Origin of the sequence: Cohnella boryungensis, from assembly GCF_042651945.1 — a bacterium.
Classification (GTDB): Bacteria; Bacillota; Bacilli; order Paenibacillales; family Paenibacillaceae; genus Cohnella; species Cohnella boryungensis.
In genome coordinates this window covers 250386-275231 of the sequence record NZ_JBHSED010000058.1, presented here as the reverse complement: position 1 = coordinate 275231, position 24846 = coordinate 250386, and the positions used below count along the sequence as shown (strand labels likewise).

Annotated in this window: 19 protein-coding genes, 1 tRNA gene and 1 pseudogene; 4 read left to right on the top strand and 17 right to left on the bottom strand. The window is 54.1% G+C overall.

What is annotated here, in order from left to right; genetic code table 11:
- Nucleotides 1-778: 778 nt before the first annotated feature.
- From ACFO1S_RS22925 to ACFO1S_RS22905, 5 genes are all read right to left on the bottom strand, one after another.
- Entirely contained in the window at nt 779-2920 is a 2142-nt protein-coding gene (locus ACFO1S_RS22925; protein ID WP_204601630.1) for an ATP-binding protein, read from the bottom strand.
- 41 nt (nt 2921-2961) lie between these two features.
- Entirely contained in the window at nt 2962-4188 is a 1227-nt protein-coding gene (locus ACFO1S_RS22920; RefSeq protein ID WP_204601631.1) for a hypothetical protein, read from the bottom strand.
- Nucleotides 4189-4418: 230 nt separating this feature from the next.
- Nucleotides 4419-4931, bottom strand: a complete 513-nt coding sequence (locus ACFO1S_RS22915; RefSeq protein WP_204601632.1) for a PLAT/LH2 domain-containing protein — start codon at nt 4929-4931, stop codon at nt 4419-4421.
- 654 nt (nt 4932-5585) lie between these two features.
- Complete coding sequence (locus ACFO1S_RS22910; protein ID WP_204601633.1) at nt 5586-7532, bottom strand: AraC family transcriptional regulator; 1947 nt, start codon at nt 7530-7532, stop codon at nt 5586-5588.
- Nucleotides 7533-7651: 119 nt separating this feature from the next.
- Nucleotides 7652-8797 (bottom strand): iron-containing alcohol dehydrogenase, encoded by a 1146-nt coding sequence (locus ACFO1S_RS22905; RefSeq protein ID WP_204601634.1) that lies wholly within the window; start codon nt 8795-8797, stop codon nt 7652-7654.
- 268 nt (nt 8798-9065) lie between these two features.
- On the opposite strand from ACFO1S_RS22905, the gene ACFO1S_RS22900 reads away from it, so the two are divergent.
- Nucleotides 9066-9971, top strand: coding sequence for an AraC family transcriptional regulator (locus ACFO1S_RS22900; RefSeq protein ID WP_204601635.1), 906 nt, complete (start codon nt 9066-9068; stop codon nt 9969-9971).
- A 118-nt stretch (nt 9972-10089) separates the two neighbouring features.
- On the opposite strand, the gene ACFO1S_RS22895 is transcribed toward ACFO1S_RS22900, so the two are convergent.
- The 9 genes and pseudogenes from ACFO1S_RS22895 to ACFO1S_RS22855 all read right to left on the bottom strand — a co-directional run bounded on the left by ACFO1S_RS22895 (nt 10090) and on the right by ACFO1S_RS22855 (nt 15538).
- Nucleotides 10090-10794, bottom strand: a complete 705-nt coding sequence (locus ACFO1S_RS22895; RefSeq protein ID WP_204601636.1) for an NAD-dependent epimerase/dehydratase family protein — start codon at nt 10792-10794, stop codon at nt 10090-10092.
- Nucleotides 10795-10919: 125 nt separating this feature from the next.
- Nucleotides 10920-11600 carry a TetR/AcrR family transcriptional regulator gene (locus ACFO1S_RS22890; RefSeq protein ID WP_204601637.1) on the bottom strand — a complete coding sequence of 227 codons (681 nt, stop codon included), beginning with the start codon at nt 11598-11600 and terminating at the stop codon, nt 10920-10922.
- Between the two features lie 74 nt (nt 11601-11674).
- Entirely contained in the window at nt 11675-12070 is a 396-nt protein-coding gene (locus tag ACFO1S_RS22885) for a hypothetical protein (RefSeq protein ID WP_378127642.1), read from the bottom strand.
- Nucleotides 12071-12104: 34 nt separating this feature from the next.
- Entirely contained in the window at nt 12105-12923 is an 819-nt protein-coding gene (locus ACFO1S_RS22880) for an oxidoreductase (RefSeq protein ID WP_204601639.1), read from the bottom strand.
- Between the two features lie 461 nt (nt 12924-13384).
- Nucleotides 13385-13471, bottom strand: a tRNA-Leu gene (locus ACFO1S_RS22875).
- 329 nt (nt 13472-13800) lie between these two features.
- Nucleotides 13801-14124: pseudogene (locus ACFO1S_RS22870) on the bottom strand (carboxymuconolactone decarboxylase family protein); the annotation flags it as partial.
- Nucleotides 14125-14234: 110 nt separating this feature from the next.
- Nucleotides 14235-14450 carry a hypothetical protein gene (locus tag ACFO1S_RS22865; RefSeq protein WP_204601922.1) on the bottom strand — a complete coding sequence of 72 codons (216 nt, stop codon included), beginning with the start codon at nt 14448-14450 and terminating at the stop codon, nt 14235-14237.
- 93 nt (nt 14451-14543) lie between these two features.
- Nucleotides 14544-14879, bottom strand: coding sequence for a hypothetical protein (locus ACFO1S_RS22860; RefSeq protein WP_204601641.1), 336 nt, complete (start codon nt 14877-14879; stop codon nt 14544-14546).
- 86 nt (nt 14880-14965) lie between these two features.
- Entirely contained in the window at nt 14966-15538 is a 573-nt protein-coding gene (locus tag ACFO1S_RS22855) for a xanthine phosphoribosyltransferase (RefSeq protein ID WP_204601642.1), read from the bottom strand.
- Between the two features lie 255 nt (nt 15539-15793).
- Between ACFO1S_RS22855 and ACFO1S_RS22850 the strand changes: the two genes are divergently transcribed.
- Both ACFO1S_RS22850 and ACFO1S_RS22845 read left to right on the top strand, forming a co-directional pair.
- Nucleotides 15794-16519, top strand: coding sequence for a hypothetical protein (locus ACFO1S_RS22850; protein ID WP_204601643.1), 726 nt, complete (start codon nt 15794-15796; stop codon nt 16517-16519).
- 211 nt (nt 16520-16730) lie between these two features.
- Entirely contained in the window at nt 16731-17804 is a 1074-nt protein-coding gene (locus tag ACFO1S_RS22845) for a YkvI family membrane protein (RefSeq protein WP_204601644.1), read from the top strand.
- Here the strand turns inward: ACFO1S_RS22845 and ACFO1S_RS22840 are convergent.
- The 3 genes from ACFO1S_RS22840 to ACFO1S_RS22830 are packed head-to-tail and all read right to left on the bottom strand — an operon-like array spanning nt 17776 to nt 23531.
- Nucleotides 17776-21057: an AAA family ATPase gene (locus ACFO1S_RS22840; protein WP_204601645.1), complete on the bottom strand. Its 3282-nt coding sequence runs from the start codon at nt 21055-21057 to the stop codon at nt 17776-17778. The genes ACFO1S_RS22845 and ACFO1S_RS22840 overlap by 29 nt on opposite strands.
- 30 nt (nt 21058-21087) lie before the next feature.
- On the bottom strand, nt 21088-22365 hold the full coding sequence (locus ACFO1S_RS22835) for a metallophosphoesterase family protein (RefSeq protein WP_378127639.1): 1278 nt from the start codon (nt 22363-22365) through the stop codon (nt 21088-21090).
- A 5-nt stretch (nt 22366-22370) separates the two neighbouring features.
- The gene (locus ACFO1S_RS22830) at nt 22371-23531 is read right to left on the bottom strand and encodes a glycosyltransferase family 4 protein (protein WP_204601647.1); all 1161 of its coding nucleotides are present in this window, start codon (nt 23529-23531) and stop codon (nt 22371-22373) included.
- Nucleotides 23532-23641: 110 nt separating this feature from the next.
- On the opposite strand from ACFO1S_RS22830, the gene ACFO1S_RS22825 reads away from it, so the two are divergent.
- Nucleotides 23642-24826: a GGDEF domain-containing protein gene (locus ACFO1S_RS22825; protein ID WP_204601648.1), complete on the top strand. Its 1185-nt coding sequence runs from the start codon at nt 23642-23644 to the stop codon at nt 24824-24826.
- The last annotated feature ends 20 nt before the right edge of the window (nt 24827-24846 follow it).

Below are 24846 nucleotides of genomic sequence, written 5' to 3'. Positions count from 1 at the left end.
TCCCGCAAGCATAAGGAAGATCAACCCCAGAACGATGAAATGAATTAACAATTTAGTTCTATGGTTATTATGGTGCAAGTCAAATCAAATCCCCTTTCGGTAAGTTGCAGGCACAATTTATTAGTGAAGCAGCTTCTCCGCCTCAAGCTTCCATTAGCATAAAGCTTGAAGCCAATTGGAACACCTCCATCCGTCTGAACCACTTACAATATCTAAAACTAACGGGACACCTTATTTTGTGACTGCTGTTTTCATAAGCTCGTTAAATTTTCAGATAAAGATCATATGCGAAATAGATCTAGGCTCATCTGGGTGAAATGCCAAAGACTGTGATCTCGGATTCGGGGTACGGTGAATTATCATAGTGAGGATTGTTCCGGTTGTACGCCGAAATCGGCGTACAACCGCGCCAAGGGTAGTTGAGAAATTCGAGTGAGCGTGACGTATCTGTGGCAGAAGCAGCAAGCGCGAGCTCTCCTGCAAAGCAAGAAGGCTGCCAGCTCTCTGTATGTCGAAGGATTGAAGCGGAGAGTGCGTTTGGTAGATAAAGAAGAATCGAGGATTTCGACATTTCCTGCTTCTTACCCACAGTAAGCCTGGAGGTCGGGCGGCTTTCGCTTCCCACAATTTCCTCAAGTGGGCATCGATGAAGCAAAAAGCGCAAGTTCCGGGCGAGAATCTCCCCTCATGCTTGCGCTTTTTTCATAAATACAGTCATGGTCACGGCCTTCCGCTGTAACGGTCCGCCCGGCAAATCGGCGGCTGTACGCGCGAGACTCTATATGCGATGGATATCTTCAAAGTAAAAGGCGTATTCCCCAAGCTCGTCTCTGGAAATCGTGCGGTTCGTCTTGTCCAGCTCATACTGGTAAGCCTTTAGAATATGCTTCATGCCGACGGCCTCCGAGCCGCCGCTTGCCAGAAAGGCGGAGGTTAGCGCAATATTTTTGATGCTGCCACCTGCCATCGGAAGCTTGCGGGCGAGAAAGTCGTAGTCAAGCTCCGGCTCAAGCGGGGTCTGCTTCGGGAATATCCCTTGCCAAATCTCTTTGCGCTGCTCCTCGTCCGGGAATGAGAAGCGAATAACATAATTGATTCTGCGCAAGAAAGCCTCGTCTATATTTTGCAAGTAGTTGGTCGCCAAGATCGAAATCCCGCGGTACTCCTCCATTTTTTGCAGCAAATAGGCAACCTCGGTATTGGCGTTCTTGTCGTGCGAGTCTTTGACCTCCGAGCGCTTGCCGAACAAGGCGTCGGCCTCGTCGAAGAAGAGGATGGCGTAGCTGGATTCCGCCTCGTCGAAAATCTCGCGCAGGTTTTTCTCCGTTTCTCCGATATACTTGCTGATAATCTGCGACAGATCGATCTTGTAGATTTCCATATCCAGCTCGTTGGCCGCGATCTCGGCAGCCATGGTTTTGCCGGTGCCCGGCGGGCCGGCAAACAGCAGGCTGACGCCGGTGCCGTAAGAAAGCTTGCGCTCGAATCCCCATGACCCGTATACGGTATGCTTGTATTGAATATGGTTGCAGGCGTGCCGAAGCTTCTGGATTTGCGCGCCGGGCAGCACGAGATCCTCCCAGCTGTTTTTCGGCGATAGCCGCTTGGACTTCGTCCCCAGCCGATGGTTCAACTGCTTGTAGCAAGCCTCGATCATTTCGCTCCAACGAATCGGTCCCGGCTGCTCGTCCGACCGATGCCACTCGGACAAATTGCGCGCCGTTCTCAACGCATTGACGATCTGGCCCGGATTGAAGCGGAACCGGGAGGCCAGAATGGACCAGTCCAGCGAAGCGTCCACCTCATAGGCCGCAGCCAGCGTCTGCCAGGCCTCCATTCGCTGCTCGTCCTTCAGCGCTGCAATCTCCAGCTCCAGATCGATTCGTCCGCGAGGATCAAGCTGGCGGCAGGACTCCTCGGAGAGCAGGAACACAAGCCCTGACATTCCGCTGATCCGCTCCAGCAAATCCCGCTTTCGTCTTCGATCCGCATCCGTGTCGTCATGGACGAGAAATCCGCACAGCACGGGCAGCGCTTGCTGGATGACCGCCTCGCGGATGACGGCGTTCAATGCGTCCGGCCCCTCGATCTCCTCCTGCGGAAGCTTCGACATTTCAACCATTAACAAGGGTTCGTCGAAGTACCTGCCGAGATGGGCCAATTGCGTTCTCTTGCCTGCTCCCTCGCTGCCCCACAGGGAAACGACCAACGCGGACTTCAAGCCCTCATCAGCGGCGGCGCGGCGGGCGATCCAGCTGCGAAGCTTCTGCTGAATATCGTCATTGCCGAGAAGCGGGGGCGGCTCCGCGGAAGGGAGCAGAAGGCTCGCATATCGCTCCATCGACGCGGGCAGGGCAGCGGAATCCAGAATAAAACGGACGATTCTCTCGTCCAATCGACAGTACCGATTGATCGTCGTCTCGTGTTTGCGAGCGCTTGTCGGCTCCTTGAGGAAAAAACGGCGAAGGGCTCCGTCCTCTCTCAGTACCCGCACCGCCTGGAAGCGTTCGTCTTCATCTCTGCCCAGCAGAGAGGCGATCAAATCCCTTCTGGGATAGACCGCCCCTTGCTCCTCTTGCAGCAGCTCGAAAGCCGCCTCGTACTTCCGGTCGATCTCGATGGCGAGGCAGAGGAAAACAATCTTCTCTTCCAGCTCCGTCAATCCGAATTGACGCGTTAAATAGGGGAGCGGCAGGAACACTCCGGCCTGTTCGCTTAACCGTGTCCGCCGTTCCTCCCTCTGACGGACGTATTCCCAACGCTCCGACAGGGCTGGCCGGGACTCCTCCTCCGCGCATAAACGCAGCTCAATGCCCGCATCCAGCCAACGAAGCCATCCGCTCACGTATTCAATCCCGTCGGCATAAGGACCGTCCGCAGCATGCGCCGCAGAGATTTCCCTGGAAATGAATAGCTCCATCTTTTCCTCTCCCCTATCCGCTCATGACAAAGCAGACGCATTTAAGACGATCGGCCGAAAAATCTTTTTACTCTCGAGAGCAAGCCTGCCCCTTCCTCTCGGGGGTTAGCGGCAGCGGCTCTCTCTTTCTCCACTTCTTTCGCACGTTGTTTATAGTATTTATGATGCTCCGTCTCGCCCCGCGCATGAGCCGTCAGTCGTTTGACCTGGTCCTCGCTGTCCACCGTCGGCGCTCCTGCGCCTCCTTGTCCTTTGCCTGCGGCGACCAGCGCATGTCTCTGTCTCTCCATTCCGATAAACTCGTCAATGTTCTCATAACCCGCAAATTCCTTCTTGCCCATTGCTTTGCGGGCTTCCTCCCGAGCACGGGCCTTCTTGATCTGCGTTTGTTGGCCGGACGTGGCCAAATCTCCGATCATCCCGGCTGCGCCGCCAACCGCGCTTGCGACCTGCCCCGCGCCAGGTACAATGTTGCCCGCAATCCCGGTAACGGTACCGATCCCCGCCTTAATCCGATCGGCGGTAATCTTCGTGGCCAGCGCGCCGGCTTGAGAAGCGGAGCTTGCTTTTATCGCTTCATTCGTTGTGGTAGCCGAAATCCCCTTAAGGAGATCGCGTTCCTTCACGTCGAACTTCTCCGCCATCTTCTGCTGAATGCCTTTGCCGACGATCGGGATCATGCCTACTGCCGTACGGCCCGGATTCTGCACCATGTCATTCACGGCGTTCTTCGCTTTCTGGGTCACATCGAACTTTCCGGGCAGCATCCGTTTTTCGATCTGGTTGGTCCTTACGTCCTCTTCCAGATTTTCATCCTGCCGCCGGTTTCCGCTTCGTTCGCGGCTTTGGGACAAGTCCCACTTGCCGTAACGCTCATTTCGGATATGTTGAGGGAGATTGTACCAGCTGGGGTTGTTGACCGCATCCGTCTCCCGTTGCACACGTTCGTGAAATTCCTGACTAATGCCAACAGGTTCCTCCGTCTCGCCTGGAACCGATTCTACGGCTGTCGGCGATGCCGGCGCCTCAAATGCGATCTCCGGCTCCCTAGGGGCTGCAACGGGGGCCTCTGGACTGGCGGCTGCTGCATCCACGCCCGGAAACACTCGAACGGCTCCTTGCGCCTTCAGCCTCTCTATAATCGCCGCTTTATCCGGCTTCTGAACGGCCTCTTCCGATTGCTCCTCCTGCTCGAAGCCCGATCGTGCAAATGACCTGCTGCGTCCCGAGGCTTCCTCCTCCTTGTGAATGTGCACAGAACCCGGCACGACATTCATCCCCCTCTGCTGACGTGGCTATCAGGTCTATTTTATACCTCATCGATAAAAGAATAATGAAAGATTCCTGGCCGCTTCGGGTTGAAACCATTCCGTATCAAGCGTTTGGCAGCTTGGGGGAGATGTCGAATTTATTTCTATTTTGTCGAATTTTCTGCTAAACGCAAACAAACCGAGAGTCGCGGCTCCCGGTTTTTGTAAAACGACTAATTCTCAAAGCCTCAATTCCCGCAATTGCTCTCTCCATCGATCAGATTCAGATCGTCCGTCAGAACCTTTTTTCTGTAACAGACCACGCCGTCCTTGTCCGCGAATACTATCGTTTTCAGATCCCCTTGACTTGGATCGCGCCCTTGAATGCCCATCCAGGTATTAATCGGGAAAATAAACGATCGGCTCTCCCCTGCATAGGTCTGGATGACTTTCACGTATTCGACCTTCCAGGCCGAAGCATGAACGACTTGATTGCCATTGGGCACGATCTCCAGACGGATTCTGTCGATCTCGCCTATATAATCTCCCTCGGCATAAAACTTGTTCAACGCGCCCGTCTCGAAATCATCGTGATCGGTATCCAAATTCCAGTCGGCCAGTCGAATTTCGTCTTTCCACTCCTCTTTTCCATTATTCACGACCTTTACCCTCTTAATGAGCGAGAGGTGCACATCATCATCCGTCCCCGCCCCGCCTACATTCGCGGTTTTAACCTCCGCGATGAACTTGCATTCTCCCATACAAAGCCCTCCTGCTCATTTTTTAGGTAAGATGTCCGAAGCTTTGGAGTTTATTCACTCGGCGGCTCCGCCACACCGTTTTAGTTTCGCATAGTTGAACTATTCACTTCGCCGAAGCTCCGCCACATCGCTTTAGTTTCGCGGAGTCGAACTATTCGCCTCGCGGTAGCTCCGCCACATCGCTTTAGTTTCGCATAGTCGAACTATTCACTTCGCCGAAGCTCCGCCACATCGCTTTAGTTTCGCATAGTCGAACTATTCACATCACAGAAGCTCCGCCACATCGCTTTAGTTTCGCATAGTCGAACTATTCCTCTCGCGGAAGCTCCGCCTCATCGCTTTAGTTTCGCGTAGTCGAACTATTCACATCGCCGAAGCTCCGCCTCATCGCTTTAGTTTCGCGTAGTCGAACTATTCACATCGCGAAAGCTCCGCCACACCACTTTAGTTTCGCATAGGCGAACTATTCGCTTCGCGGTAGCTCCGCCACATCGCTTTAGTTTCGCGTAGTTGAACTATTCCCCTCGCGGAGCCACAGTCCCAGTCCCGCCGTAGTTTCGCAGAACGCAAAAAAACGCAGAGAGAAAAATCCTCCCTGCGCGTTTGTTTCACGGAATTAGACGAACGCTACCGATTCCAGGCTTCTCCGGCGAATTATTGAAGCCCGGTAAGCCAATCCGCCAGCTCTTCTGTCTGGGACAGCACGGCAATCGGGTCATAATACCAAGAGCGCTCTTCCTTCCAGACGTAGACGCGGTCGTTCTTGACAGCCTCCAGCGTAGACCAGATCGGATCGGCTTTGATCTCTTCCAATGTGATCCTGTTCGAAGTCAGCACGAGGTAATCGCCCGCATACTTAGGAAGCGCCTCAAGCGAAACCTCCGCCCACTGCTTCTCCATAATTTCATCGGCAACGCCCTCCGGCGGCCGAAAGCCGAGAGCCTGATAGATGGGCTGACCGCCGCGCCCGAAGTTATCCCCATACGTCCAGACGACCTTGTCCCCAAGCTCGAATATCGAGAAGGTCGCATCGGCTGGAATAACCTTTAACACCCGCGCCTTGGCTTCGGCAATTCTTCGATCATACTCGTTCAGCCAGGCCTCCGCTTCCTTTTCCTTCCCTAGAAGCTTTCCGAAAAACGTCAGCTCCTCATGCGCATTTTTCAGTTGTCCGTACGGCACAGTTACCGTTGGGGCGATTTTGCTGAACTCGTCGTATCGGCCTTGTTCGCCGTTTCCCGTTATAATTAGATCGGGCTCCAGGTCGATGAGCTTCTCCAACGAACCGTTGATTTCTCCCGAATCCTCTACATTTCTCAACGCTTCCGTGAAATAAGGGTTTTTCTTGTGCAGGCCCGGCGTGCCGACCGGAGTTACGCCAAGCGCAATTAAGCTGCCCAAATATTGATCCGCTACGATACGTTGGGGATCAGCCGGAATCTGGATCTCCCCGTCTACCGTCGTGATCGTTCTCATCGCCTTCGAAGCCTCGCTTGGCGAAGAGCTCGCTTCTACAGTCGCGCTGGACTGCTGCGATGGCGCCGAGCTTGGGGCATTCGTAGATGTACCGGTAGAGCAAGCGCTCAGCAGCAATGAAAAGCAGAGCACCACAGCGGCCGTCATAGACATTCTGGAACCTGAACTCATTCTTAGATCCTCTTTTCGTCTGTATTGATAACGATTATCGATATCAATATAAGACGAGAAGCTCTTGAATCCAATGGACAAAATCTTATCCGCTAATGGATTATATTTTCGCTGCGGAGAGCCCCGCGCACCGGCTCTGAATTGCAACGGGGAACATCCGGTATGCTTTTTGAACAAGCGACTGAAATAATAAGAGTCGGGATACCCGACGCCTTCGGATATTTCCTGCAGCGTGGCTGGCGTGTCCAGCAGCAATTCCTTGGCCCGCTCTATACGCGTCTGAATGAGATAACGAATCGGGGTGTTGCCCTGACGGCTCTTGAACACCCGCAGCAATTGCTGCGGACCGCACGCCAGCAGCTCTGCCAACGATTCCAGTGTAATCGGCTGCTCATAGTGGTTCTCGATGTATCTTATCGCTTGCGCAAGCAGATCCGGCTGAACCATCTCCACGCTCTGCGTCTGCATCTGCCGCAGCATCTCGTGAACGAATCGGAAGAACAACGACTTCGTCTCAAGCTTCTCCAATCGTCCCGATTGCTGCCAACGGCTATGCATGAGGCGAACGATCACGTACAAAGCGACGGGCTCTGACGGCTGAAATCCATATCTCATCTGAAAAGGATTCCCCTCCGTCGTTTTCCTAGCCCCTTGGAAGGTGCTTGGGAGAGGAATCTCGGCTTTATAATAGATTAGATAGTAGGAAAATTTGTCCTCCTCGGGCTGAATATCGATGACCGAGCCTTTGCCTGCATGAAGAACGTGCAAACGCTGGGCCTCATATGAGGTTCCGTCCAATCTGATGCGAGCCTTCCCCCCGGACGTGACGAAAAATCCGCTCGCAGGCAACCTATGGTCCAGCAGCTGCTCTCTATGACATAGAACACAATGACGAACATCCATAATTCGAATAGATGCTTTGTCCCAAAACTGAATATGCTCGTCCAGCTTCATCTTGCTGTTTCAACTCCCTGACACCCGTTAACGCTCGTTTTTCCCATTATAACTGATAACGATTCTCAACGAAAGACAGATTGTAACTCGCTTCGACGAGCATGACGACACATCATTCATTACATACGATTCAGTAATTCGACAATCGTTTCTTTCGAATACAAGGTTTGCATCCGGGCCATTTCAATGGTTCGATAAATATGCGAGGCAATCTCCTCGATTTTGTCCTTATCGATATGAACCTGCTCCAGTTTGACCGGAGCGCCGATGCTCACAAACCAATTCGTTAACGCCTCAATGCCTGCTTCCGCTGTTTGCAGACCGAATACATTTCGTGCAAATCGTTCATATCTTGTCGGGTTCATAGGAAGATGCCAATTCATCCATGCCGGGTACACGACTGCGAGACCCGCGCCATGAGGCACATCGTACAAAGCCGAAAGAGAATGCTCAATTAAATGGGTATCATAGCGATTCCCCTCCACTCCGGCAAACGTGGTGCGATTCAGGGCTTGCGCAGCCGCCCAAGCAAATTCGCTTCTCGCTTCATAGTCGCCGGGATTCTTCAGCAAGGCGTCCGTGGTGCGAATGACAGTTCTGATGATGTTCTCGATATGGTTTGCTGTAATGTCTGGGATGTAGGCGGCGGTAAAATACAAATCCATGCAGTGGGACAAAATATCAACTGCAGAGTATGCCAAATATTCGTTGGTTACCGTTTCCTGAAGCTCCGGATTAATGACCGATACCGTTGGGAAAACAGCCGGGCTTGAAAAACCGAATTTTTCCGTCGTTTCCTCGTTGGTTATGACCGCCGAAGCGTTCATTTCGCTGCCGGTCGCTGACAAAGTGAGAATATCGAATACTTTCAGCGCAGCATCCGGATATTTCTTATAGCTGCACAAGTCCCATACATCCCCATCATAAACGGCTCCGGCCGCGATCACCTTTGCCGTATCAAGCACAGAGCCCCCGCCTACCGCCAATACGGCGTCAATGCCGTTCTCCTTGGCGATGCGAACGCCTTCCCTGGCTTTGCTGATAACCGGATTGCTTTTAATCCCGCCCAGAGGGATAAAGTCGATTCCGTTATCGGTGAGCGATTGCGCGACTCTGTCGAACAGGCCGGAGGCTTTAATTCGCTCTGAGCCGTAAACAAGCAGCGTATTTTTCACGCCGTAAGGCGCCATATAACTACCGATTAAGCTTTCTTTATCTTTTCCGAATTCCACTCTCGTCGGGTTGTAGAATGTAAAATCCTTCATCGCTTGCATTCTCCTTTTCCTGACCTAAGACGGTCTGATTTTTTGTGTTTCTATCCTGTACTGTAAACGAATATCCTATGTCGCTACATATCCGGATTACCGAACATATTGTCTGAATTACTGATCGAAGCCTATCCGTAATTGGCATAAGATCATCGTGGATTTGACTATGTATGAGGCGTAGGTTCGGGTGTATAATTACATTTATTTTTGGATGAATAATCGGCAAAGCTTACTCTCAATCTTGCTTAAAGGGAGTTTTTCACACATGGTAAATATCGAATCAATCTCTGAACTACACGACATTCTGGGCTGCACTAAACCTAAACATCCATTAATCACGCTGATTGATTACAATACGGTAAATCCTCGCGATTCTTATTACAACGTTCCGTTCAAGCTGAACTTCTACATGATTTCCTTGAAAAACAATGCCGAGTGCGAGCTGATCTATGGGCGAAAATATTACGACTTTCATGAGGGCAGCCTTATGTTCACGGCACCGGGACAAATACTAGCCAAGGGAAGCCGCAGCGGTAATGAGAAAAGAGACGGCTGGATGCTGGTCTTCCATCCCGATTTGATAAGAGGCAGCGCATTGTGGCACAAACTGCCGGAGTACAGTTTTTTTGAATACGAGGCCAATGAAGCCTTGCATCTCTCGGATCAGGAAAAAGAAATTGTGGATCGCATCGTGAGCCATATTCAGGTTGAATATAGCGGAAACCTGGACACCTACAGCAACGACCTGCTCCTATCGAATCTGGAAGTGCTCCTGAACTATGCGAAGCGTTTTTATGGGAGACAATTTATTACAAGAACGGCTGCCGTCAAAGACTCCGTTGTCAAATTCGAGCGGCTTCTGCAGGAGCATTGCACGACAGAGGCGATAGAAAAAGCAGGGATGCCCAGCGTAAAAAGGCTTGCGCAAGAGATGGGATATTCCCCGAACTATCTTTCGGATATGCTGAAAAAAGAAACGGGGAAAACGGCGCAGGAATTTATTAAGTTGCACATGCTGGAGATCGCAAAACGGCTGCTCCTGACGACCAAAGACCCCATTTATCTGATTGCGGAGAGGCTTGGATTTGAACAACCGTCGAGTTTTACCAAGTTTATAAAAATGCAGTTAGGCGTAAGCCCGGCTGAATATAGAAGGCTCAAGGCTGAATGATATCGGTCTTGCAAATCCTGATTATACAAAAAAGCTCCTGAACCGTCGCAAGGACAATCCAAGAGCTTGTTAATTGTTAGGATGGTGCGATCGAGAGGACTCGAACGGTGCACTTCAGTTAAACTCCGGTACGACTATTTTTGTTACTGGATCTTAATGAGATTACTTCAGACTCCAGTACTTCAACCGTTGGCCCTGATTCACGCGCCATCATGACCATTACTTGAGCCACATCCTCGCACTGAATTGCTTTCATTCTGGCTAACGGCCCGATCAATAATGGATCAAGCAAGCGAAAGACTAATGCTGTTGCCCGATCCCCAAAACTCTCTTTCTCACGATCCCCTAACAAGAGAGAGGGACGCAGGATAATAAGACGCGGTAACCCTAGAGACAATAAATCCCGTTCCAATTGCCCTTTAACTCGTGTATAGAACATCCTAGACTGTTCGGACGCCCACATTGCGCTAACAATGACGTAGCTGGCGGCACCGTGCTGAAGAGCAGCTTTAGCCAGAGCTAATGGGTACTGATGATCAACTTTACGAAAGGCTTCTTTAGAGCCGGCTTGTTTCATTGTAGTGCCTAACGTGCAGAAGACATCTGCGTCTTTCAGCAAAGAAGCATCCAATTCGCTTTCCAGTCGGTCAAAAGATACTTGCTTCTCCACCAGTTTCGGGTGGGTTATGTCTATACCCCGACGTACTAGTACGACGATCCGTTGATATGTTGGGTCCTCAAGCAAGAGCCGTACAAGCTGTCTACCCATCATTCCTGTAGCGCCAGCTACAACAGCCGTGTCGGTCTGTGTTCTTGTTGTCATCCTGACCCTCCGTTTTCCCTTTCAGGGTTCCGTTTGTACGAGAGGCCGATTGTTGTCGAAAGTGACAGGAGGAAATCCCTAAATAAATTTCTGGTATCGGCCTCTTTTGTACATCCGCATCCCCATCACCTATCACCGATTGTACGAATGAATACATAATTCTTATAGTATCCATCCAGATAACAAATCATCGCTTTCAAAACATCGTCCTTAAAATCACGTTGGAATCCATCCAGACCGTTCTTCTCGATGATATCCACAACCTCTGCGGGCAAGGTAGCTGATAATTTGCAGCCTGTGATAATCGAAGCCTCTGCCTGGAGGATCTCCGTCACATCTTTGGGAGTTATGGCGTCCGAAGCGCAAATAATGGCTACTAGCTCTAGCATTAATTTGTACAGATTGATTTTCTGATTCAGCATGGTTTCAGGGTCCACATTCTTCTCGAAAACCGCTGTTCGCATAGATTCCAGCCTGATGTAAAGGGGATTATGGTCCACCAATTCCATCAGCTCATTGATGACGAGATTTTTGAAGTCATCGAAACTCCGGATAGGCATTTCCTCTGCAATCTCTGTCAGACGAGCGAGTCGCTTCTCATACTCCCGGCACAGCAGACTGAAAAACAATGCTTCTTTTGTTTTAAAGTACACAAACAGAATCCCGTTTGACATGCCCATCTGTTTAGCTATATCGGACATCTTTATTTTTTCGTACTCCGATGAAAGAAACATTTCAGCCGCTTTATCCATAATAGCCTTTGCTTTTAAGGCCTTTGCCTCGGGAGTCATTGCACGTTTTGCCATAATGTTCATCACTCCATTCGATTTATTTTAAAGGCTCATCGATCTGGAGTCAAAATTACATCCGCTTCCTCTTTTTATCCCCTCAAGAAGGCCCTAACCGATTCATCGAAATCGCTGCAAAACGCTTTGGACATTTTTTCAGCTCCGTTGTTCCGGGTAAGCCGGTTAATTTGCATGGTAGCGATCACATCGCTTGTTAATGTAGCGACTTTCTTGGGAATTCTATGATTGAATTCCATTGATACCTCTATCCAGACTTTGTTAACCTCCTGAGTCCAAGCTCCTTTTGCCTCACGATTGTCAATGACGATGGCGCTCGTTTCTTTGTCACGATGAGCTTCTTTAAGCAATTCCCCTATGGCATAGGCTTCCTCCATGGTTATAAAGAAATTCGTATGCTTGATAAAGAAAATTTCATCTGTTTTCCAGTAAGTGGTCGTTTTCGGCAGAAGAGAAGCAAAGTTAGCCATATGATCACCCTTTTCGTAATGATTGTATTGTATCTTAGCCGAATCTTTTGATAATTCTGTCGTAGGTACGATCGCCAAAGACCGTTTTCATAAAAACCATCGGTTTCGCCATAAAACCGACCAGGTAGCGCGTTTTCGGTCTTTTTACAGACACAGCTTTGCCGATGGTGCGTGCAATCAACTCCGGTTTCGACAATTGATTGCCCGAATAATTTTTAATCATTCCATCGGCCGCTTTGTTGGCAGCCTGAGCATACGCTCCTTTTGCAGAAACCTTTTTCAGATTTTCGGCGGCAATGATTCCCCAATCCGTTTTAATTCCGCCTGGCTCCACAACAATGACATCAATGCCAAACGGTTCCAATTCCAGTCGAAGGCAATCCGAAAGACCTTCGACTGCGAATTTCGTTGCATGATACCATCCGCCAAAATTGGTCCAAATCTTGCCGCCCATTGAAGAGACATTAACAATTTTGCCGAATTTGTTTTTTCGCATGCTCGGCACCACAAGTTGTATCATTCTAGCCAGCCCGAAAACATTCACTTCCATCTGGCGCCGGGCCTCTTCCATCGGAATATCCTCGACCGCTCCGTAAGAACCATATCCGGCGTTGTTAACAAGGATGTCAATTCTGCCTTCCTTATTAAGAATCTCATTGACAGCCTGAATCATGGATTCATCATTAGTAACATCCAAAGAAATGGGCCGGATACCTTTTGTCGCAAGATCCTGCATTTTGTCGATGCGCCGCGCTGCAGCATACACCGTAAAACCTTTGTTTTTCAGTTCTATGGCTGCCTCCTTACCAATTCCTGAAGATGCCCCTGTAATTAATGCGACTTTTTGACTCATGAATAAAACCTCCAAATTTTAATTGATTTTGAGTCAATTATAAGTGACTCTGAATCAATTGTCAATACCACGCGCGGTCGTCGGTCAGTTCCCCCAGTTTGAGTGTCGGATGTGTCAGGTGATCGCAGCGGTTGTTAACCGTTCGCGTGTTGCTAATGACGTTGGCATATGAATCGCTCCTCGCAACATTGGTGCAAAAAAGCCGCCATTGTTACGGCGGCAGTCATAGGTATGTTTGTGATGATTATAAAATCGAGTAATCCAACGGACAATGAATAGTAGATACTCGCGACAAAATAGATACATTCTGTAACGATTCAGAAGAGGAGCATTAAAGATCATATCGCGGGAGATGTTTCATTGTCGGAATATGTGAGACGGAGACGGCTTCAGAGTATGATGTAACACCCGACAAAAAGAAAAGAAGCCTTATCACAATAGGCTTCTCGGATTTGTAAGTATGGTGCGGTCGAGAGGACTCGAACCTCCACGGCTGTTACACCACTAGAACCTGAATCTAGCGCGTCTGCCAATTCCGCCACGACCGCATGTAGGATGTGAGCTTCTTGTACGGGTTCACCGGATTGGCATTTCAGTGAGCGTAGCTGTATCGAAATCACGTATATTAAAGTATCATACGGGCGAAGGGTACGTCAAGCGTTCTCGTTGAAGTTCTAATTTTCAGACAATAACGCCACAGATTGCTCCCTCAAAATGAGGGCGGAACCTTGTCCGCAGTCGCCTGCGACAATGCCAAGGGCTCCTCTTCCTCTGCGAATTCGGCATCTCGGAGAGCGTCGCGCCGCATAGGGTCGACAGGGCTGCCGCCATCTTCTTCAGAGCGACCTGAAAGAGCTACACCGCTGACCGCGCCTCGCAGCGCCTCTTGAACCCTCATGGCGCCCTGGGACAGCACATGCCCGCTGGCGGCGGCCGAAGTTGCGGCGACGGCCTCCATCATCTGCGTATCGCTGGCGCCTAACGCTCTGGCCTCCTGCACGTGGTAATAGGTGCACGCCTCGTTGTTCGCGAAGAGCGCCACGCCGAGTCCGATCAACTGCTTCGTCTTCGCATCCAACTCGCCCGCCGCAAAGCACTCCTCGGTATAGCCATTATAGGCGGCCGCGACCCCGGGAACGCGATCCGCCATCGTAGCGGCATCGTTCTTGTATTGCTTGACCTTCTGCTCCATCAACGTCATGTCAACGCCTCCGTCCTCTCGAAGAATGCCAGTTTCAACCGCTGAGCTCATAAGGCGCTCCAATTGTCACGCCCTCTTGCTCTCTTCAGCATTCCAAGAGAACGGATGATTCATTCAAGCGACCATTGCCGTTCCTCGCCGGCCGGTTGAATCGCATACTGTCTCTTCACCTTGATGACTCGCCGGTTGGGGCGTCGGATCAGCACATACTCCTCGTCCCAGGCGACAACGATCCCTACCACATCATTTTGCACCAATGCATCGCGCACGATTCGAATCTTGGTTCCATCCACGCGCAGCTTGTCCAATTGCTCATCGTTAAGCATAATTTCCACCTTTCCGCCTCATCGGGAAAAACCCGCAAGACATCGCGGTCTCGCGGGTTCGCCCTGTTCCGGCCAACGCACCTGATTTATTTATTATCCGACATGCTCTTTCGAATCATTCGTTTCGTACCAATAGTCAAGCACCGTGCTGGACATCACTCTGCTCTGCACGTACTCGGCTTGATGAGTCGCAAACTTGTCTTTCCATTCCATCTGCAGCTCATCGCACAGCTTGACGATCGTCAGCAGCTCCGACCACGCGACATAACGCTTATACCAGAAAAATTGAGGATGTTCGATCATGTATGGATACAGGTCGTCGAACTCCGTGTGTTTGCAATCCAGCGCGCGCTCGAAATGAATCTTAGCCTCTTCCAGCTTGGTCAGGAAGAAGTCGACCGGCAAATTGACTTGATTCGCATTTTCCATTGCTGTTCGCCTCCCCATATGCAAGATAATTCTATTATACGATAATGCCTTCCGGTTCGGAAGGACGTTCAGTGCCCGAATTATTGTTAATCCTCGAAGGTAATGGTATTGTCCTCTAGGGATTGAATCTTAACAAGCGTCTCCACGCGGTAGCCCAAATCTCGGAGCGTGCGTCCACCCGCCTGGAATGACTTCTCCAGTACGATGCCGATCCCCTTCAAGGCCGCCCCGGATTGCTCTATAATCTTGATGAGTCCTCGCGCAGCATCGCCGTTCGCGATAATGTCGTCGATGAACAGCACGGAATCCTCTTGGCTCAGCAGATGGCGAGACACGATCAGATCGGTCACGATGCCTTTCGTAAAAGAAGGAACTCTTTCGCAATAAGCGTCAGGCTCTCCCAGCAAGGTTTTCTTTCTCCGGGCGAACACAAGCGGCACTCCGAATTGAAGAGCTGTAGCGAAGGCCACGGGAATCCCGGAAGATTCGACCGTAATGACCTTGGTAATCTTCTCGCCGGCGAATCTCGAAGCGAACTCCTTGCCCATCTCCATCGTCAACTGCGGATCGACGCTATGGTTGAGCAGAGAATCCAATTTCAACACCCCGGAGTTTATGACGCTCGCTTCTTTCAGTATTCTCTCTTTAAGAATATCCATCGTCTTCCCCACCACCCGTTGTCTTTTCCGTTTAACGTACCATATCCTTAACCCCTGCGCAACAGCGGATTTACGATTCAAGCGGCCACGCTGCGCACCGCAGAAGGTAAGAAAATCATGCTACTAAAGTCCCGGAAATGTCCGCCCTGATGCGACAATAGCCTGATTTTCAAAAAAAATCGAAATGCCTCGAAACTTTTCCAGGTATTGACTTGTCTCATATAGTAGTAGAAATAAATTGGAGGAGGGATCAAGATGCCCTACAGTCTATCCGTACAACTTAGAACATGGAGCGCCCTGCTGCTGACCGTAAGCCTAGTGGCTTGCAGCTCGACCACGAGCGAGCCTCAGGCTTCGCAGACGTCCGTTCCCTCGACCCTCCCTGCTGCTCCATCGGCTTCGCACCCGCTTCCGTCCGCCGACCGCGATCCTCTTGTGAACGTTCACGAGAACCCGCCTGCGACAGTGAAAGAGTCTGCGCCTCCCGCCTCCGCGTCCGAGCAACCGCCGGTCAGCTCTTCGCCTAGCGTAGAGGCGGCAACGATGCAACCGGAGGAAACTCCCGACGATGCCGCGCCGCCTGCTGCGAGCTTCCAGAAGAAGTCGCCTTCGTTGGCGCACCTCATGCTGGGACAATCCGACAAGGAGGTTGTCAGGCGTTACGGTCCTCCCGTCGAGGCTTACCCGTTGCCCGGCGACGATCAGGCTGTAGAAATCTGGGAGTACGACGGCTTCTCCGTCGGGATGAACGACAAGGATAGCATCGTCTATGTCGAGATCAGCGCGGAAGGCATCGATACAGGCATTCGTGGACTGTCTTACGGCATGCAAGGCTCTCAAGCGGCAGAGCTGCTCGGCCTTTCGCCGGATGAGCTTACGAACGCTCTGTCTGTTGAAGTCGCCGGCGGATGGCTGAAAATCGATCTCGACCCCGATAACCAAAAAGTGCTTTCGTTTAAGCTCCTTAAGGGTGATCTTTAGAACGCCTTCCTTCGCTCGGCACGCGTCCGAATGAAAGAAGGCGTTTTGCTTTGCCTATCATCCCTCTCCCTCTTCCCCTCCGAATGCCTCTTTCCTGACTCTTCACTGCCCGTCAAAAGCTCAGCTAAGGCTCCCGAAGTCATGCCCGTCCACTTATTGTCATACAGTAAACAAGGACGGACGAGTCGTGATGGGGGGAGGTTTTGCGGAAATGAAGCACTGGGCCAAAAGCATCCAGGTCGCGCTTGTCTTTATCGGAACCGTCGTTGGGGCGGGGTTTGCCTCGGGCAAAGAAGTGCTGCAGTTTTTTACCCGCTTCGGGCATTGGGGAGCTTATCTGATCATCATATCCACCCTGTTCTTCGTCTGGATCGGAGCCAAAGTCATGCTCTTGGCAGCAGAGCTGAAGGCTAGATCCTATGAGGACCTTAACAAGCACTTGTTCGGAGAAAATACGGGGCGCTGGGTCAGTCATCTGATGCTGATCGTCCTGCTCGGCGTGAATGCGGTTATGCTTGCAGGCGCGGGTTCGGTCTTCTCCGAGCATCTTAATCTCAGCTACCAGACAGGCCTGCTCGTGACGATGTTCGCCTGTTTCCTGCTGCTGCGCAAAGGGATGAGCGCGATTCTGACGATCAACACGGTTGTCGTCCCCTTAATGATCGGATTCTCGGCCTTTCTTGTCATCGAGACCTTGCGCAATCCGCTGTCCGATCAATGGCTGCGCGCGCCTAACGCGGTCTCGCCATGGGCGGCCGGACTGTCTCCGTTTCTGTACGCCGCATTCAACCTCTCGATGTCTCAAGCCGTCCTCGTTCCTCTCGGAGCGGCCATCGGAGACGCCCGAATCCTGCGCAAGGGAGCGTGGATCGGAGGCATCGGCATCGGAGCTTTGCTGCTTGCCGGTCATTTCGCCTTATCCTCGCGTATGCCCGGCATTGCCCAATTCGATATTCCGATGGGGGGAATCGCTAGGGAATTGGGCGCCTGGCTCCACTGGGTGTATGTCTTCCTGATCTTCATGGAAATCTTCACGACGCTTGTCGCCGACATCTACGGGTTGACGCTGCAGCTGCATGAGCGTACGAAAGCCTCGCCCTGGATGCTGACGGCCGCTCTGCTGCTGCTCTGCTTCCTCGCCGGACAGTTCGGCTTCGGCACCTTGCTCTCCACCTTGTATCCGATGTTCGGCTTGCTCAGCCTCGGCTGGCTGTTCCTGATGAGCCGGGACAAGGCGCTTCCGCCGAGCTCCGAAGCTAAACCGCCGCCTCGTCTTTCAGCCTGACGAGGCGAGCGCCGGGAATGCCCGACAGGACGGCATCGGCCACATGGCGATGACAGGTGAACAGCACCACTTGCCGTACCTTCCCCATCTCCTCCAGCACCGGCAGCGACTGCACCAGTCTTTTCTCGTCGAAGTGGACGAACAGATCGTCCAGCAGAAAGGGAAGCGGCTGATCGGGAGAAGCAGCTCCACCCAGAGCAAAACGCATAGACAAATACAGCTGCTCTTGGGTGCCCCTGCTGAGATAGAGGCTGTCCAGCCATACCCGATCCTTCGTCTCCGCCAGCAGCGCCTTGGAATCCCCGGGCGCAGCGACGCGCAGATACTCGCCTCCGGTCATCTGACGAAAGTAGCCCGAAGCGCGCAGAAGCACCTCCGGCTGCTTCTCCTCCTCATACACGGCTTTCGTCTTGACGACCAGCCGATCCGCGATCGCCAGCAGCGCATAGCGCTCCGCCAAGCCTTCCAGCTGGCCCCTGAGCTCGCTAAGCTGCTGATTGTGATCCTTGAGCTCGGCTTCCCTGCCCAGACGCTCCAGCTCCTGAGCGAGCCGTCCGCGACGATCCAGCAGCTCTGACTTCGTCTCCTCCGCAGTCGCCAGCTCTTCCCTGCGCTCGGCCGCAAGGGCCGTGAGGAAGGCTTCGTCCCGGCCAGCAAGCAGCCCGTACAAAGCCTCCTGCTCCTGCATGTCCCTTCCCGACTCCAGTCGAAGCTGAATCTCGCGAGCCTCTTTGCGCAGCGCTCGGCAGCGTTCATCGACGAGAAGGCGCGCGTCCATCTCCGATTCTTCGCCGACTCCCGCTTCCTTGAGCATGCCGGCGATTCGCTTCAGAAGCTTGTCGACTTCCTCGGCCGCTATCTCAACGGCAGAGCTTTCAACCCGGATCGTCTGATCGAGTCCCTCGGCTTCTTCCCGAGCCGACCATTGATTCGCCGCTTCCCGATACAGCCATTGGACAGCCAAGGATGCATCTCCTTGCAGACTCGCCGGGAGCGGGAATGCCTCAGCCAGACGAGCCGCTGCCTGATCGAAAGCCAAGATCGCGCTATCGAGCGCATTCCATCGCTCCGCAATTCGTTGACGCTGGCGAAGCGCAGCCTGACCCCGCTCGGCCGTCACGAACAGCTCGGGCGCGGCTTGCGGCGTAAGCCGGGAGGGCAGCTTGCGCTCACGCAGCCATTGGGACCATTCCTCCCGCAGTTGCGCGAGATGATCGGCCAGCCCGTCGGCGTCTCGGCGAATCAGTTCCCGCTCCTTGCGCAGCTCCTGCATCCTGCCGAGCATCTCCTGTCTTCTGGCCGCACCGCGTTCCGCCTCCTCCCAGCATGCGATCTGGTCGTGAACCGCTTCGCGAAGCTGCCGCCACCACGCATCCGTATCCGGCTCGACCTCCCGAGCCGAAGCATATGCAGGCTTGCCGGGCTCCCCGCCGGACCTCTCCGGTCCTTGCGCAAATACGGCGGCGGCCGCAGCAGCCTCCGAATCGGCGATCAGCTCCTGCAGCCGCTCGTTTACCCGCGTGCGAGCAGCTTGCCAATCGGTCCGCTGTTCCGCGGAAACGGGCTCTGCGGATGATGCGGTCAGCGTCAGCCTTCCCCGCTTCTGCCAGCCATAGGCAGCCAAGCAGGCCGACAAGAGCAGCAGCGCCGCCGATAGGAGGAACGCGGAGACGGATACGCCATCCTCTCCGCGGAACAGCAATGGCCACGCAAGCGCCGCAAGCGCGACAATTCCAGCCAGCGCCAACTGACCCCAGAAGGCTCCGCGCGGCTGCTTCCTTGAGCTTGCGCGGGACGCGGCAGGCCGAGCGGCTCCCAAGACGCCTCCGCCGGACCGCTCATACTCTCTGCGAGCGTCCTCCGCCGCGTGCCAGGCTTGCAGCAAGTCCGTCTTCGTCCGCGGGACAAAGCCACTCGCCCGGGCCGCCGTCCGCCGGGGGGCGGACTCAAGCTCGGCCGCCAGAGCCTGCTCCTCCGCTTGCAGCACCTCCATCTGCCGATCCAGCCTGCGCTGCTCGACTTGCAGCGCCGCCGCTGCCCGCTCCGTCTCGTCGAGCTTATGGCGCAGCTCGCGAATGTGCTCCCTGTCTGCCGCCATGCCGCCCAGCGCCGACAGCTCCGCTTCTCCCCATTCGGCGGAGATGCTGGACAACGCGCCGTGCACCGCTTCGTCCAGCATTCTTCGCTCCGCCTCCAGCTCGGCCCGCTCCTCCCGCTTTGCGGCGATTCCTTCGCGCTGCGCCTCCAGGCGCTCCAGCTCCGGCATGGATGCCAGCCAGCGCTCCTCCCAGACGAGCTTGTCCCGCCGCTGCTGAAGCGCTTCGAGCGACGCTCGTCCGGATGCCAGCCTCGCCGCGCTTTCGTCCCGGGCAGTCCGCAGGTCCGTCCATAGCCGCGCAGCGGTTTCCGGCAGCAACGGCGCAGACGGATCAGCCAAGCCTTCGCGCAGGTCTGCGGCCTCTGCCAGCAGCGCTTCCCGCTTCAACCACCATCCCCGCAGCTCAAGCGCTCCTTGAAGCCGGATCGTCTCGGAGCGAAGCCCCGGCAATCGCTCTTCCGTCCGGGCCAACTCCGCTTCGGTGCGCGCCAGCACCTCCGTCGCCTCTTGATAGGCCTGAATCCCGTCGGGGCTTTGACGAATCGCGGTTTCGTGCTCCTTGATGCGGTTCAGCAGCCGATTGATTTCCTGGGTCGAGCCGCGCGGACGATACAGCCGGTCAAGCTCCGACCCGATGCGACGGCGCGCAGCCGCAATTGACGGCCCGCCCGCCATTCCGGCATGGTACAAGAAATTGCCGAGCTCCTCGCCCTGCAAGGTTCGCAGCTCGTGCAGCTCGTTAAGCGAGACCGCGAACAATTGCCGGAACATTTTCTCCGACAGTCCGCCAAGCATCAGCTTCTCCCATTCGGCTTGCACGACCGTTCGCTCCATCCCGCTCTCGTCTCTCAGCCTCAGCTCCCCGCCGCGCTCGGCATGACGCTCGATTCTCCACTCCCGGCCCGACTTGTCTCCGAGCACGAGACGCCCGCCATGGCGCCCTCCGAATACCGGCTCTCCGCGCTCCACAGGCTCCTTGCGGGAAGGAAAACCGTACAGCATGCTGCGAACAAACCGAAGAAGCGTGCTCTTGCCCGCCTCGTTCGGCCCGTATACAACGACGATACGCGAACCTTCCTCTCCGCGTACGCCAAAATCCAGCCTCGCATCGTGAAGCGCCCCGTATCCGTCCACCTGGAGCTCCCTGATATCCATCTGCGTTTTCCTCCACTCGATACTGCGCCGTTAATCGGCCTCCTCCTCGCGCAGAAGCGAGACAGCGAGCTCCAGCGCCTGCCGAATCCACTGCTCCCGCTCCTCATCCGTCCTGCCATCCAGCCATTCGCGGATTTTCGGCTGCCTGCGCAGCTCCTCGGTCGCTTCCTCCAGCAGCGCCTTCGCCGTATCGGGGCAATTCGCCGCTTCGCTTCCCCTTCTCGCCAGATCGCCAAGAAAGCCCTCTTCCTCGAACGCTTGCATCCGGCTGCCTGTTCTAACCGACAGCGATTCAGGCCAGATCCAATCCTCCGTTTCCTCCGGGGAATGAACGCTCTCTCTCAAGCCTTCCAGCCACTCGTCCGCTCTGCCGTTCTGCAGCAAGCTTGCATGGAGCGGTCCTTGTCCGACCAGGCGGATTCTGGCTAACGTCGCCCTTCCGCCTGAAGCGCTCCGCGCTTCCTCCAGCACGGCCAGCATTCGGTCCTGAAGCTCCTGCTCCCGGCGCATGCCTTCAATCGATACCGGAAGCTCCTGCCAGAGGACATCGGCAATGTCCTGAAAGCGCAGCTGCACGACGCCGGTCCCGCTCACCTCGACGACATACGCTCCCTTGCTTCCCGTCTCCCGGACGCTCCGGCCTTGCAGATTGCCCGGGTAGACGACATGGGGGTATTCGCGCAGAACCCGGCGATCGTGGACATGACCTAACGCCCAGTAATCAAACCCCGAAGAAGCCAGCTCGTCCAGCCTGCAGGGAGCATAGTTGTCGTGGGCGGGGTTGCTGTCCACATTCGCATGCAGCACCGCAATGTGAAAAGGCGCCCCCTCCCGTTTCTTGAAGCGGAGCGCCAGATTATCCGAGACAACGCGCGTCGGATAGGAAATTCCGTATACGTTGGCGATAATCTCGCCGCCGTCCCGGCTTAGGGCGGCATAGCAATCCACCTGCGACGAGCCGAAGACAAATACGCCCGGCGGCCAATCCAGCTTGGCCTGACGGCCGCTCTCGGGATCATGGTTCCCATGCGTAATGAACACCTGAGTCCCGCGCTTCGTCATCTCGCCAAGCGCTCGCTGCAATCTCAGCTGGGCGCGCAGCGACCGATCCGCCGCATCGAACAAATCGCCGGACAGCACGACAAAATCGGCCTTCTCCCGCTCCGCAAGGCTGCACAAGCCGTCCAAGGCGGCGAACGTCGACTCCCGAAGCCGGTCGCGCACGGCGGCGGGCGCTTTGGCCAGCCCCTTGAACGGACTGTCCAGATGCAAATCCGCCGCATGGATAAAGGTAAAAGGAACGCCCACTTCGCTCACGTCTCCCGCTGTTCGGTTTCGTCCCCGCCCTGCGGGCCATACGAAGAATAAATCCGTTTCAGCTCGCTGATGACCCGATTGAGCGAATACGTCTTCTTCGCCTTGTTCCATCCCGCTCTCGCCATCTCGTAACGGAAATGCGGGTCGTTGATGACCGTCTCCAGCGCGTTCGCCAGCGCGACCGGATTCTCGGAGGGCACAAGCAGCCCGTTCATGCCGTCCTCGATCTGCTCCGCGATGCCGCCGACGTCGGTTCCGACAAGGGCCAGCAGACAAAGCGCCGCTTCCGCGAATACAGATCCGAACGCCTCCGCCCGCGACGGAAGCACGAAAATATCGAAAAACGGCATCAGCTCCTCCGGGTGAAGCATATAGCCGTAGAAAATCGTATCGTCGTAGATGCCGAGACGCTGCGAAAGCTCCTCCAGCTCCTTGCGGATCGGACCGTCTCCGATAATATGCAGAACGAATTTGCTGTCCCTCTTCCGCAATTCGGCGCAGGCCTGCAGCAAAATATCGAGCCCTTTAGCGGGAACGAGCCGGCATACCGTGACAAGCTGCGCGACCTCGTTCTCATGCGGCACCGGCTTGAATCTTTTTTCGTCGTAGCCGTTCGGAATTACGATTGTGCTGTTAGGTTCTTTCAGGTATGTGCCGATATAATGAGCAAAAGAGTTAGATACAGTCATCAACTGACTGGTCTGGTGCTCCAGCTCGCCGTAGATCGCGGTTAGAAACCGATGCTCGGGGCCTCCCTCGGCGATCTTGCCGTTGAGAATCAGCTCTCGCTCATAGCTGGAGTGAACCGTCATCAGCACGGGAGTATTCGGGTACACCTGCTTCATTGCCAATGCCGCGATCGGATGATGCGCGTGGATCAGATCGTATTGCTGTCCGGTAAGGCGAAGCTTCACCCACCATACGTAATCCTTGTAGGTTTGCAAATACTTGTCTATGATCGCGTGGCCAGCATAAGGCCGCCAGTCAAACGTCGCGAACTCGATCTCGTCGTGTCCTTTGTTGCGGATGCGCTTCGGCAGCGAAAACAGCTCCATCTCCCAGCCGATTTTGCGGAACCTCTCCCCGATGTAGGGAACCATGGACGAGACGCCTCCCGGCTGCTCCGGGGGGAAAAACAGCGCCTGCAAAATGTTCAAGGGCGATTCCTCCTCACTTCCGACAATCTTGAAGATAGTCTCTCAAAAATATGATATATTAGAAAACATATGTTCTGCAAGCTGACATGCTTGCCTAAAAGGAGTCGGACATGTTCCTGGTTACGCTTACCCCGGATAATTTGGGTCTGTTATTTTCTTCGGCGATGGCCGTCGTCATCGTCTCGTTAATGCTGTTCATGTCTTATCGACTCTACAGCAGCAATCGCAGGCATGCCTATCGGTCGCTGCTGACCTCTTTGACGTTTATTCTGGTTCAGCACCTGCTGCAGCTGGCCATCTCGCTGGAGCTTACGCCGTCCGAGCCCTATCTGATCTTCATCGGGAAGCTCCTTCAGGTCTATGCGTTTATCGTCATACATTTTGCCATATTCGAGCTTTACCATCGCCGCCGTCCGCGCACGCGGCTGTGGTTTTTCGGATTGATGGCCAGCGGTTTGCTCATTGCCGTCGGAGACCTTCTGCCCGGCATCTCGGCTTCGGAAAGCTCGTGGATGAGCGGCATTCGGTCCACTCCGGCGCTGGATGGCTATCTGCTGCTGCTCGGTCCTTTGTTCGTGCTGATGTTCGCGCCGCATATCGGCCAGCCGAGAAAATACATGACCAGCCTGTGGATCGCCTTCACGATGCAGTTGTCTGTTATCTCCGCCACCTACTGGGCGCCTGAGGTTTCGATTTTCAAGACCATCGCGGGATTGCTCCCCGTCTTCTACTATATCCTTCTGTTCGCCATCTTGTTCGAACGGGTCGTCGAAATTATGCAATCCGTGTATCGCTCCTCCATTACGGACGGCTTGACGAATCTGTACAACCGCAGGTACTTTATGAGCAGGCTTGATCAGATTCTGAAAACGGGACGGCCCGTAGGCGCTATTTTCTGCGATATCGACAACTTCAAGAAGCTCAACGATACGCATGGCCATCACAAGGCAGACGGCGTGCTGAAGCAGGTTTCCGCCATGCTGATGGAGGAAACGGACAACAACGGACTCGCCGGAAGATACGGCGGGGAGGAGCTCGTGGCCTTTGTCGCCGGCTCCTCCTCGGTCGTCGCGCAAGCGGCCGAGAGCATTCGCTCCCGGACCGAGAAGGAATCGATTGTCACCATCAGCGTCGGCTACAGCATGATGTCCCCCGGCATCACCGCGGAGCACCTGATGAAGGAAGCGGACCAGGCGATGTACTACAGCAAGACCAATGGCAAAAACCGGGTAACCGATTATGCGTATCTGAAAAAAGGGAGCTCAGGCTCCTCAAGACAACGACGCGGAGGCTGATTCCGCCAAGGAGTGTGCGA